Annotated in this window: 9 protein-coding genes; 7 read left to right on the forward strand and 2 right to left on the reverse strand. The window is 39.3% G+C overall.

All coding sequences use genetic code 11. The annotated features are described in order from the left end of the window. Positions 1-38 precede the first annotated feature (38 nt). Genes MKX65_RS04940 through MKX65_RS04950 form a run of 3 tightly spaced genes read left to right on the forward strand, consistent with a single transcriptional unit; the run spans position 39 to position 2629 of the window. Positions 39-902 (forward strand): ABC transporter permease subunit, encoded by an 864-nt coding sequence (locus MKX65_RS04940; RefSeq protein WP_160549017.1) that lies wholly within the window; start codon positions 39-41, stop codon positions 900-902. A gap of 3 nt (positions 903-905) precedes the next feature. Further along, positions 906-1793 carry an ABC transporter permease subunit gene (locus tag MKX65_RS04945; protein WP_160549000.1) on the forward strand — a complete coding sequence of 296 codons (888 nt, stop codon included), beginning with the start codon at positions 906-908 and terminating at the stop codon, positions 1791-1793. A gap of 14 nt (positions 1794-1807) precedes the next feature. Next, positions 1808-2629, forward strand: coding sequence for a PfkB family carbohydrate kinase (locus MKX65_RS04950; protein ID WP_340902655.1), 822 nt, complete (start codon positions 1808-1810; stop codon positions 2627-2629). 32 nt (positions 2630-2661) lie between these two features. Here MKX65_RS04950 and MKX65_RS04955 read toward each other — a convergent pair whose 3' ends face one another. After that, positions 2662-3390, reverse strand: coding sequence for a UTRA domain-containing protein (locus tag MKX65_RS04955; protein WP_160549002.1), 729 nt, complete (start codon positions 3388-3390; stop codon positions 2662-2664). 172 nt (positions 3391-3562) lie between these two features. Next, complete coding sequence (locus tag MKX65_RS04960; protein WP_160549003.1) at positions 3563-4768, reverse strand: MFS transporter; 1206 nt, start codon at positions 4766-4768, stop codon at positions 3563-3565. 672 nt (positions 4769-5440) lie between these two features. On the opposite strand from MKX65_RS04960, the gene nirB (MKX65_RS04965) reads away from it, so the two are divergent. From nirB (MKX65_RS04965) to nirD, 4 genes are all read left to right on the forward strand, one after another. Then, on the forward strand, positions 5441-7801 hold the full coding sequence (gene nirB, locus MKX65_RS04965) for a nitrite reductase large subunit NirB (RefSeq protein ID WP_340902656.1): 2361 nt from the start codon (positions 5441-5443) through the stop codon (positions 7799-7801). A gap of 39 nt (positions 7802-7840) precedes the next feature. Further along, the gene (nasC, locus tag MKX65_RS04970) at positions 7841-9985 is read left to right on the forward strand and encodes an assimilatory nitrate reductase catalytic subunit NasC (RefSeq protein WP_340902657.1); all 2145 of its coding nucleotides are present in this window, start codon (positions 7841-7843) and stop codon (positions 9983-9985) included. 146 nt (positions 9986-10131) lie between these two features. Further along, the gene (gene nirB / locus MKX65_RS04975) at positions 10132-12546 is read left to right on the forward strand and encodes a nitrite reductase large subunit NirB (protein WP_160549005.1); all 2415 of its coding nucleotides are present in this window, start codon (positions 10132-10134) and stop codon (positions 12544-12546) included. Between the two features lie 28 nt (positions 12547-12574). Next, a complete protein-coding gene (nirD, locus tag MKX65_RS04980; protein WP_160549006.1) occupies positions 12575-12898 on the forward strand; it encodes a nitrite reductase small subunit NirD in 324 nt (107 codons plus the stop codon). Positions 12899-13111: the final 213 nt, after the last annotated feature.

The following is a 13111-nucleotide window of genomic DNA, read 5'->3' on the forward strand; positions in this document are numbered from 1 at the left end:
ACCTAAAAAAAGAGGTGAATACAGTGACACTTAGGAAAATGGCTCCCTATTTATATATTGCCCCTTGTATTTTGTTAATGGGATTGTTCGTTTATTATCCCATTGTAGAGAATTTCCGATTTGCTTTTTATGAGTTTTCTGCTTTTGCCCCAGATAAGGTGTTTGTTGGATTCGAAAATTTCCTTGCTCTGTTTCAGGATGAGGTTTTTTATATAGCTTTAAAAAATAATATTTGGTACGCAATCATCTCAATCGTATGTCAAGTATTCGGTGGCTTAGTTTTAGCTGCTATATTAGAGGATCCTTTGACTAGATTATTCAGTGGTTTTTTCCGTACCGCGTTCTTCCTTCCAGTAATCATATCCATAACGGTTATTGCTTTATTGTTCAGTTTTGTTTACAACCCGGATATTGGAATACTTAACAGTTTTCTTCGATTGCTCGGTCTTGAAGAGTGGACAAGGGCATGGCTGGGGGAATCTGAAACAGCCATTTTCGCTGTTATCGCTGTATCTCAGTGGCAAAGTATTGGGTATATCATGATGCTTTTCATCGTTGCCATTCAGTCTATTCCTCAAGAGCTCTATGAGGCAGCCGATATTGATGGTGCGAATAAATTTTACAAATTTCTCCACATTACAGTTCCTCAGGTAAAAGAAATGCTTTTTGTAGCAACGTTAATAACATTAACAGGTGCATTTACAGTATTTAATGAGCCGTATATTTTGACAAGTGGCGGACCTGGAAATGCAAGTGAAGTGCTTGGCACGTTGCTTTACAAATCAGCCTTTTTTAGAGATGAGATGGGGTACGCTTCAGCAATAGCGACCATTATATTACTGCTTTCGTTGGCGGTAGCTATTATTCAAATGAAGCTATTTAAGACGGGGAAGGAGGATTAATAGATGGAGACAGATAAAGTAACATCAACTGACTATAGCATTCAATCGATCAGAGTTCGTTCCTATAAGAGGAAAAAGATTGCTGGAGCGATTCCACTCTATACTATATTGATCTTCTATTTTATGATCATTGCCTATCCTTTGTTTTGGATGGTCATTAATTCCTTTAAAACGACAGAAGAAATTTTCTCAAACAGTTGGGCATTGCCGACAACCTGGCTTGTCTCAAACTATGTTCATGCGTGGAATACAGGGATATCTGAGTACTTTATCAATAGTACCATTGTTACGTTAAGCACCTGTTTATTAACGGTTTTCTTAAGTGCTCTTGGAGCATATGGTTTAACTCGGTTTCAATTTAAAGGTAAGAAGATACTACTAATATTGTGTATGGGTGGAATGATGCTATCTCCGCAGGTGAGTTTAGTCCCTTTGTATAAGCTTATCCAGGCATTGGGTATTCATGACACTTACTTAGCGCTCATTCTTCCCTATGTGGCTTACCGTATTCCGATTACTGTTCTATTAATAAGAGCGGCTTTTCTAGAGGTTCCAAAAGAGTTGGAAGAATCAGCTTTCCTCGATGGATGTTCAACATGGTCTGTATTTACAAAAATCTTTTTGCCGCTGAACCTTCCTATTTTGTTCACAGGGATCATTATCACTGCTTACTTTACATGGAATGAATTCATGTTTGCGCTCATCTTTATTGACTCTGACAGTTTAAAAACGATTCCGGCTGGACTAATGCAATTCCGTGATGCATTACAAACAAATTGGGGAGTTCTTTTAGCTGGATTAATGATCTCGGCCATCCCGATTATTACACTGTTTTTATTTTTACAAAAGTATTTCGTTCGTGGTCTGGCATCTGGAAGTTTGAAAGGATAAGGGAGGTAATAATAATGAAGCTACTAGCAATTGGAGATAATGTAGTGGATGTGTATTTGGATCGAAATGAGATGTTTCCAGGTGGAAATGCGTTAAATGTTGCCGTATTAGCTAAGCAATACGGAGCAGAAGAAACGGGATTTATTGGCATTGTTGGAGATGATGCGGAAGGGGATCACATTATTGATTCTTTAGAAAAGAATCATGTAAATATAAGTCATATCCGAAGGGCTTATGGGGAAAGTGGAAAAGCGTATGTGGATATTGATGCGACTGGAGATAGGATTTTCGTAAAATCTAACAAAGGTGGTATTCAATCGAAGCTACGATTGAAATTGGATCCATCAGATTTTGAGTATATCAAAGGTTTTGATGTTCTTCATACCAGCATTTATAGCAGTCTGGATGATCAACTTCCCCTGATCAAACAGCTATTACCGATTTCTTATGATTTCTCCAATCATTTTACAGATGAGCTACTGAAAACGGTATGTCCACACATCACTTTTGCCTTCCTATCTGGTAGTGACTTTGGTGACAAGCAAATCGAGGAATTAATTAACAAAATTCATGGTTATGGCACGCATTATGTAATTGTTACCCGAGGTTCAAAAGGAGTGATCATGTCGGACCGGACACAAAGTTTTATACAGGGAATAGAAGAAGCAGAAGTAATCGACACGCTAGGTGCTGGTGATTCATTCATAGCTGGGTTTTTAACTTGTTATTTGAACCACCATACAATCAAGCAGTCACTACAACTAGCTGCATTACGAGCGGCACGTACGTGTGAAGTGAACGGAGCATTTGGTTATGGAAAACAATTGGTGAAATAAAGAAAAGGGACTGGCTGGTGCCGAGTCCCTTTTTACGTGGTTATTGTATAAGCAATAACTGTAGTTAAATTTTTAAACGTAGATAGATGAATAGGTACTTTATTCTTATCGTAGACGATTTTATCGATATTGAATAAAATCTCACCAATTTCGCAATTTAGGTGTTCAGCTTCTACAGAAGAGGCAGGGATTCCAGTAATGGTTTTTTTCGTTGTAATGTCCTTCATATCCACGTGATAGATATTACTTAGAACATCATACGTTGATTCATAATCAAATATATGCTCCTGAATGTTAGGAAAGCGCTCTATCGGATAATGAGTTAAATCAAGAGTAAAGGGCTCTCCTTCAATATACATTAATCTTAAAAGTTTGAGTACTGGTGCATTAACCTCTATTTGTAGATCTTCAGCAATTTTCTTTGATGCTTTTATTTCTTCATAAACTAGAACTTTCTTGCTGGTTTTCTTTCCAAGCTGTTTGCTGAAATCCGAAAAGCCCTCGATAGTCACTAATTCACGAGCAACTTTTTTTCTAGCAACGAACGTGCCTTTTCCTTGTTTTCTTTCCAACAATCCTTCATCAACTAAATCTTGAATCGCTCTTCTAACCGTAATTCTGCTTACTCCGTAAATATCACAAAGCTCTGCTTCATTGGGAATTTGTTGACCTGGTCGATAGGTATTTTGGTCAATTGCTTCTTTTATCGTGTTAAATAATTGTTCGTATAATGGACGTGAACTAGAGCTATTTAACTTCATAGGAGAACTCCTTTCAAAGTATAAATCGTTATATAATATTATATAACATTTAACAGAAAAATGTATATAATTAGTCTGAGAATTTCGAATACTAAAGTATTAAAAAGGTGAAATTGGGCAAAAAAAAAGCTCTGGCTCGCCATAGAAAGGCAAGCCAGAGCTTTTAAAAATGTTAAGCTTTAACAGAAGTTTCTTTTGGAGCCCACGTCTTTTTCCAAGACATCTGTGCAATGATTAAAACGAGTAAAGCTAATACACCAATTCCTGCATATACAAGGAATCCTGTTGCATACGTGCCTGTGATTTCTCTTAACGTTCCAAGGATATTAGGAATAAAGAAACCTCCTACACCACCAGCAGCTCCTACAATTCCAGTGACCATTCCAATTTCTTCCTGGAATCGTTGTGGTACAAGTTGGAATACTGCTCCATTCCCCATTCCTAAACACATCATACCGACAAATAAAAATATGGTAACAAAAGCGATGGAAGGTAGTTGACTAACTCCCAGCATGGTTAAAGCAACACCGATAAATAAGAAGGTTAATAGACGAACGCCTCCAATCTTATCTGCGATATATCCTCCCACTGGGCGAAAGAAGCTTCCTGCTGCAACGCAAAGGGTAACAAAGTCTCCGGCTCTTACTCTTGAAAGATCGTACTGATCAACGAAAAAGATACTTAGAAAACTAGATAGTCCTACAAATCCACCGAACGTAACACTATACAATAAACAGAAGTAAAGGGCATCTTTTTGCTTAAAAACATTAAAGTATTCTTTAAGTGGTTTTGGTGCTGGCTGGGAAGGAGCATCTTTTGCGATAAGAACAAAGATGATAAACACAATAGCAAGAGGAATAAGGGCTACCCCTAGTACATTATGCCAGCCAATTTGTTCCGCAAGGCGAGGACCAAATAAGGTGGCAAATAAAGTCCCGCTATTTCCAGCTCCTGCAATCCCCATTGCTAATCCTTGTAAATGGGGTGGATACCAACGACTTGCCATCGGTAAGGCTGCTGCAAAGCTAGCTCCAGCCACTCCTAATAGTATACCGATAAAATAAAGCTCTGTTAATGTCGTTCCAAACAGCCAACCCCATAGGAGTGGCACCATGGTAACGACCATTCCAATGATCGATGTTTTCTTCGGCCCAATTCGGTCGGTTAAAACACCAAGAACGAGACGGAAGAATGATCCACCGAGAATGGGAATCGCTACAATTAAACCCTTTTGAGAAGGAGATAGGCCAAAGTCTTTGGTGATATAAACCCCAAGCGCCCCAAGTATAACCCAAATCATGAAACTGACATCAAAGTACAGAAATGACGCAAATAGCGAGGGTGCATGTCCACTTTTTCTTAAATTTGCTAACTTCATAGTTTCTCTCTCCTTTTAATAGATGTGGTATTCCAAATGTGTTACCAGCCAATATAATTTTTTCGAGAAAATAAAATTTTACCTAATACATAGAAGAACGAGAAAAAACCTATCTTATTTGTCATTGGAAATCCTCCCTTGTTTTTGTCTAGCTCCAGCGCCTAGCCCCTCGATGGAATAATATAAAGCCATTATTCCTAGGTCATAAGCCAAATCTCTCCAGAAGGCAGGCCTTCCTACGAGATCCGTCTTATGCTTGTCGGGGCTGAACAAGGCGCTTTTGCTTTTCTGTTTGTCAGAGTTTTTACCATCTTTGTCTTGTTAAAGAATAGTATGCATGCTCTTGCTTTGTCTCAAAAGGTGTTAGTTAATCTAACACAGAAATTTATTGGAATTTTCAAACGGGTTGAATTTTTATACTTGTAAGCGCATTACAAAACCAAAGAAAAATCGAATGAACTTATGTTTTTACTTCGTCTTACGAAAAATGAGTATACCGTAGGAATGCATAAAAATACTCCCCTTCGAGGGAGTTTTTATAGTAAATAACACCCAAATAGTACATATCGTGTTAGAAAATGTAACAGGTTAAATTTCATTTCAGTAGATGTATGAAATAATAAAACGAAATTTGGTTTGAGCATCCATCTACTGTTTGTTGGGGGTTATAACATGAAAAAGCAAAAGTTAGTTATGGTCGGTAATGGTATGGCTGGAGTTCGGTGTTTAGAGGAAATTCTTAAAACTGATTCTGAAATGTTTGAGATTACGGTAGTTGGGAGTGAGCCACACCCAAACTATAACCGAATCCTTCTGTCTTCCGTACTTCAAGGAACCACAAAGCTTGAAGAAATAACCATTAATGATTTTAAGTGGTATGAGCAGCATCAGATTCAACTTTTTACAGGAGAAACTGTTGTTGCTATTGATCATAAAAGCCAAATAGTAATGACGGATCAAGGCCGTAGCTTGTACTATGACCGATTGATATTGGCAACGGGTTCCGTTCCTTTTGTTCTTCCCTTGCCTGGGGTGGAGAAAGAAGGTGTCATTTCTTTTCGGACCATTGAGGATTGTCAACAAATGCAGGAAACGGCAAAGAATCATAAAAAGGCAGTGGTCATTGGTGGTGGATTATTAGGGTTAGAAGCTGCAAGGGGACTATTACACCTCGGAATGGAGGTTCATGTCGTTCATATTAGTAGTTTCTTAATGGAAAGACAACTTGATGAAACGGCAGCAAAGATGCTTCAGGCAGAACTTGAAAAGCAAGGTATGAAGTTTTTGTTAGAAAAGCAAACTGAAGAGATTTTAGGTGATCAACGTATAGAAGGACTTCGTTTTACGGATGGCACTTCAGTTGAAGCCGACCTGCTTGTAATGGCTGTTGGTGTTAGGCCCAATATTCAATTAGCTAAGGATAGCGGGTTAACAGTTAATCGTGCGATTGTCGTAAATGACTTTCTAGAGACCAGTATTCCCAATATTTTTGCGGTAGGAGAATGTGTGGAGCACCGAGGGATGGTATATGGCCTTGTGAAACCACTATATGAACAGGCAGTTGTCTTAGCAAAGCGTATTTGTGGAGTAGATGCTCAAAGTTATGAGGGGACTGTGTTAGCTACTCAATTAAAAATTTCGGGTGTTGATGTGTTTTCTATTGGAGCTTTCCAAGAGGATTCAGTAAAGAAGTCAATAAAAATACACGATGAAGTCGAGGGTACTTATAAAAGGCTTGTTTTTCAAGAAGGTAAAATCATTGGTGCGGTTCTCTTTGGGGATACGAGTGACCGTACGAAATTACAAAATATGATACTAAAAAAGCAAGATGTATCTGATGTGGAAAAAGTGACCATTTTTCAAGAAAATGGTTCAGAATCGGCTGTTTCCTCCATGGCAGCAACGGAGATGATCTGTAATTGTAATGGAGTTTCTAAAGGGACAATTATAGAAGCAGTTCAAAATCATGGTTGTTCTACTGTAGACGACGTAAAAGCATGTACAAAAGCATCCGGCTCTTGCGGAGGGTGTAAACCGCTTGTTTCAGAGCTATTATCTTATATTCATAGTGATGAATTTGATGAAATGAAGATCGAGAAACCTACGATGTGTCATTGTACAAGGTTGACAGAGGATGAGGTTGTGCATGAGATGCAGGTCCAAAATTTATCCTCTGTTAACGAAGTCATGCAAGCACTGAACTGGAAACACAAAGAGGGATGTTCCAAATGTGTTCCTGCTTTGACGTATTACTTGAGTATGATCAATCCAGAGTATGAGAATGTTCAAGAAACTTTATTTGTAAACGAAAAGATGAACGCAACATTGCAAAAGGATGGAACGTACTTTGTCGTCCCGCAAATGTATGGAGGAATGACGAATCCACATGAGTTACGAAAAATTGCCAATGTCGCAGACAAATATGGAGTATCAGAGCTAGCGATAACTAGTGAGCAAAGAATTCATTTGATGGGTCTAACAAAAGAAGAGTTACCAAAGGTGTGGAAGGATTTAAATATGCCTTTAAGTGCCACATACGGGAACAGAGTTCAGAATGTGAAAACCTGTATTGGTGAGCATATTTGTCAATGTGATAAACGAAAGGCGCTTCAACTTTCGGCAACTCTAGAAAAGAAACTCGAGTATCTTATCACTCCGTATCGAGTGAAAATAGGTGTTTCTGCTTGCTTGCATAATGGTGCAGGTTCGACCACAAAGGATATTGGCATTATTGGCACGAAGCGTGGTTGGGAAATTTATGTGGGAGGAAGCAGTGGTCGAAGTGTTAAAGCGGGTCAATTATTTACCGTCGCTGAAACAGAAGAGGAGACGGTTCATTTCATTGCTGGGCTAGTCCAGTACTACCGAGAAACGGCTAATTACTTGGAAAGAACATGGGAATGGGTGGATCGAGTGAGCTTATTACATGTGAGAGAAGTACTTTTTGATTTCGAACTCCGACAGCAGTTGTTAGAACGAATTGAAGAGGATTGCTTAATGATCAAGGGACCTAAAGATGTTCCTATTTTTTAAAAGTAAGTTCCAAAGAGTATAAGGATTGAGGGTGATGATGTGACTGAAATGCTATTAAAATACTTTCGAACAAAACAAAATCATGTAGAGTCAGAGAAAACATATGACTCACAGTGTCCATTCTGTAGTATGCAATGCAAAATGCAGCTCATAGAGCAATCTATCGTTACGCGCAAGAAATATACGACTGTTGGATTAGATAATCCAACTACACAAGGAAGATTATGTGTGAAGGGCATTAATGCCCATCAACATACTTTTCATAAAGACCGATTAAAGTATCCGCTTATAAAGGTAAACGGGGAGTTTGTACGTGCTACATGGGAAGAGGCACTAGCAGTCATCAAAAGTAATATTCAATCCATTCAAGAACGCCATGGAAAAGATGCAATGGCGGTGTATGGAAGTGCCTCCATCACGAACGAAGAAGCTTATTTGCTTGGAAAGTTTGCTCGTGTTGCGTTGCAAACAAAGTACATTGATTACAATGGCAGGCTTTGTATGTCATCAGCCGCTTCGGCTGCTACACAAACCTTCGGGATGGACAGAGGATTTACCAATAGCATAAGTGAAATTCCTTCTTCTCGCTGTATTATTTTGGCTGGAACAAATATTGCAGAATGCCAACCGACCATCATGCCTTATTTTGAAAAGGCAAAGGAAAACGGTGCTTATATTATTGCAATAGACCCTCGTGAAACGGCAACAACGAAACTAGCAGACTTGCATATTAAGGTGAAGCCTGGAACAGATGCCGCTTTTGCAAATGGAGTCTTAAAGGTAATTATCGAAGAACAGCTTACTAACGAACACTTTATCTCAGAAAGAGTGAACGGATTCGAAGAAGTGAGGGAGAATGTAACCTCGATGACTCTTGAGGAAATCGAATCTTTTTCCGGTGTTCCGATTGAACAGATTCGTAAGGTAGCTCACCGGTTTGCAAAAGAAGAAACAGGAATGATTTTTACGGCACGCGGAGTAGAGCAACACACAGATGGCTCGGCTGCAGTTAGAAATTTCCTAAATATATTACTTTCGGTTGGAAAAATTGGAAAACCAGGATGTGGGTACGGAGCGATTACTGGTCAGGGAAATGGTCAAGGAGCAAGGGAACATGGGCAAAAGGCCGATCAACTTCCTGGTTATAGACTTATAGAAAACGAGGATCATCGAGCTTATATTGCAAAGGTATGGGGAGTGAACGAAGCTGAGCTGCCGAGAAAGGGTGTCTCTGCATATGAAATGTTTGAAAAAATTCATGACGGTGATATATCCGGGATGCTTTTGATGTGTTCTAACCCCATTGTCTCTAACCCCAATGCACATTTTGTGGAGGAAGCCTTACAAAAACTTTCTTTTCTTGTTGTAGTTGATTTATTCGTATCCGAGACTGCTCGATTAGCAGATGTGATATTACCGGCTTCCTCCTACTTAGAGGATGAAGGAACGATGACCAATGTGGAAGGAAGAGTCACGTTAAGAGAGGCCAGTTATCCTTGTCCAGAAGAAGTAAAGCATGATTGGCAAATTCTTTGCGAAATTGCTCAGGAGCTTGGGAAGGGGAAGTATTTTCCTTTTGAATCAGCAGAAGATATTTTTAACGAACTTCGGATTGCTAGTAAAGGTGGGATTGCTGATTATTATGGAGTGACTTATGAACGACTACGAGAGGAAAAAGGGCTGTTATGGCCTTGTCCAACTTTAGATCATAAAGGAACAGTGAGGCTTTTTGAAAATTCTTTCGCTCATTCTGATGGAAAAGCAAAGATGGTCTCTGTTTCTAATGTCGCGCCGGTTTCAAAGGATGAGGTATGTGAAGAGTTTCCACTTTATTTAACAACAGGACGAGTGATGTCTCACTATTTAACAGGTGTTCAAACACGCAAAAGTGCTTCATTAGCAGCAAGAAATGTGGAATCACATGTGGAGATTCATCCGGCCACGGCTTTAAAATACGGAATTAGAGACGAAACACTTGTGAAGATTGCGTCCAGAAGAGGCAGTATTGTTGTTCGAAGTAAGCTGTCAGATAGTATTCGTCAAGACACACTGTTTGTTCCTTTTCACTGGGCCAATTCACAAAATGTGAATTTCCTTGTCGGAAAGGAATTGGATCCAACCTGTCGTATGCCTGGATTTAAATTAAGTGCGGTAAAAATAACCTCTGCCATGGATGTCGGATGACGATAATTTTGGGTGATTTTCTCCTTTAATATTCGGAAAATTCGGTTTACGAACTAAAAAGCGTGTGAGGTAATCTAACATGTTAAACAATTTTACACAAATCATGTGTTACAGTTTAAGAAACTTTCTTGGGGAGGCGCGTTAATTTGGGAAAGAAAAAACTCGTTCTTGTTGGTAACGGTATGGCAGGAGTTAGAACCATAGAAGAAATAATAAAGCTTACAAAGGATCAATTTGAAATTACGATTTTCGGTAGTGAGCCACATCCGAATTATAATAGAATCCTACTTTCAAAGGTTTTACAAGGAGACACAGAGGTTGCTGATATTACGCTTAATGATTGGAGCTGGTATGAAGACAATGATATTCAGCTTTATACAGATGAGACCGTGGTTAAGGTTGATTCCGATCGAAAAGTAGTCGTTACTGATGCGGGAAGAATAGAACCATACGATGAAGTGATAGTGGCAACTGGGTCTGTTCCTTTCATTCTTCCCATTCCAGGTGCAGATAAGGAAGGGGTTACAGCATTCCGAGATATTAAGGATACGGAAATTATGCTAAAGGCCTCTAAGAAATATAAAAAAGCAGCTGTAATCGGTGGAGGATTGTTAGGACTTGAAGCGGCAAGGGGACTTCTAAACCTTGGGATGGAGGTTAATGTCATCCATCTAGCTCCTTATTTAATGGAGCGTCAGCTTGACCCAATGGCTGGAAAAATGTTGCAAACAGAATTAGAAAAGCAGGGAATGACGTTTTTATTAGAAAAACAAACAAAGGAGATTTTTGGAGAAGAGCGAGTCGAAGGTTTGCGTTTCAGTGACGGAACGGAAATTGAAGCGGATCTGGTTGTTATGGCGGTTGGTATCAAACCTAATATCTCCCTAGCAGTGGAAAGTGGGTTAGAGGTAAATCGGGGAATTGTTGTAAATGATTATATGCAAACAAATATCCCTCATGTATATGCGGTTGGGGAATGTGCAGAACATAACGGAATTCCATACGGACTTGTTGCCCCGCTTTATGAACAAGGGAAAGTATTAGCGAAAACAATTTGTGATGTAAAGACGGAGCCGTATAAAGGTTCTGTATTATATACCCAGTTAAAGGTATCAGGAGTAGAAGTATTCTCTGCCGGTGATTTTACGGAAGGTGACGATAAAAAGGCTGTTAAAGTTTTTGATGAGCAGGATAGCTATTATAAGAAGCTCGTTCTTCGTGGAAATCAAATCGTTGGTGCGGTTCTTTTCGGTGATAGCAGCGACGGAAATCGTTTGGTTTCTATGATTCAAAAGCAGGCTGACATTTCAGACACAATGAAGGTTTCCCTTCTGCAGCCAACTGGCCAAGAAGCAGGGGCAAGTCTAGTAGCAACAATGAGTGATGATGAAATCATTTGTGGATGTAATGGAGTCTCAAAAGGAGCAATCGTATCAGCTATTCAAACACAAAGCTGCACTTCTGTTGATGAAATCAAAGCGTGTACGAGCGCTTCTCGTTCTTGTGGTGGTTGTAAACCACTCGTAGCAGAAGTTCTTCAGCACACATTAGGTTCGTCATTTGATAGTAAGCAGCAAAAAGAAGCAATCTGCGGATGTACGACTCTTTCTCGTGATGAGGTAGTAGAAGAAATCAAAGCAAAAGGTTTAACACATGTAAAAGAAGTTATGTTTGTACTTGATTGGAAAACCGAAGAGGGTTGCTCGAAATGCCGTCCAGCTCTTAACTACTATTTAGGAATGGTTAATCCAACTGGATATGAAGATGAAAAAGAATCAAGATTCGTTAATGAACGTATGCACGCTAACATTCAAAAGGATGGAACTTACTCTGTTGTGCCAAGAATGTATGGTGGAGTGACCAATGCGAATGATTTAAGACGAATTGCTGATGTGGTTGATAAGTATGAGATCCCACTAGTAAAGGTAACCGGAGGACAACGAATCGACTTGTTTGGGGTAAAGAAGGATGATCTTCCAAAGGTGTGGGAAGATCTTGATATGCCATCAGGATTTGCTTACGGAAAATCACTTCGTACGGTTAAAACCTGTGTGGGTGAACAATTCTGTCGTTTCGGTACGCAAGACTCAATGGGACTTGGAATTCAGTTAGAAAAGAAATATGAAGGTCTTCAAACACCGCATAAGGTGAAAATGGCGGTTTCAGCTTGTCCAAGAAGCTGTGCGGAATCAGGGTTTAAGGATATTGGATACATCGGCATTGATGGTGGCTGGGAACTTTATATTGGTGGAAATGGTGGTACTCATGTGCGTGGTGGAGATCTTCTTTACAAAGTAAAGACAGAGGAAGAGGTTATCGAGATTACGTCTGCTTACCTTCAATATTATCGAGAAACAGCGAACTATCTTGAAAGAACATCTGCTTGGGTTGACCGAGTTGGTTTGGATCATATCCGTGAGGTATTAGATGATAAAGAAAAGCGTAAAGAGCTAAGTGCTCGAATGGATAAAGCCTTATCTGTAATTGAGGATCCTTGGAAGGCCATTATCGAGGACAAAAAGCTGAAAAAAGAACTGTTTGAAACAGTGGTCACGTCGTAATACAACGATCAAAGGAGGAGATCTTCGTATGGTTAATAAAAACATCAGTAAGGTATTGATCAGCTCCCTTCAAGAGCTGCCAGAGCGCTTAGGGAAAACATTTCATGTGGGAAACATGGAACTTGCGGTATTTAAGCTTTCCAACGGAACGGTTCGTGCGATTGAAAACCGTTGTCCTCATAAAGGTGGTGTATTAAGCGAAGGGATTGTCAGTGGTGATTCGGTCTTCTGTCCAATGCATGATTGGAAGATCTGCTTAGAGGATGGATTAGTTCAAGCACCGGATAAAGGTTGCGTCAAAACTTATTCTACGGTTATTGAAGGAGAAGACGTGTTTCTTCTTATTGAATAGTGATTCTATGCATACAAAGAAAAGGGGTTATACCGTTGCTCTTAGGGGAACGGAGAATTCCTTTTCTTTTTGCTTGAATATTTATTAGGGTATATAAATAAAAACACAAATTCATCTTGAAAAAGTATTCTTTTATGCATTATAATTCAGAAGGTAGTTGGAATTATACATTACAAGTTTCTGTTATTTTAAAAATTCGGAAAATTCCACTTG

The sequence above is a fragment of the Robertmurraya sp. FSL R5-0851 genome, assembly GCF_038002965.1.
In the GTDB taxonomy this organism is placed as follows: Bacteria; Bacillota; Bacilli; order Bacillales; family Cytobacillaceae; genus Robertmurraya_A; species Robertmurraya_A beringensis.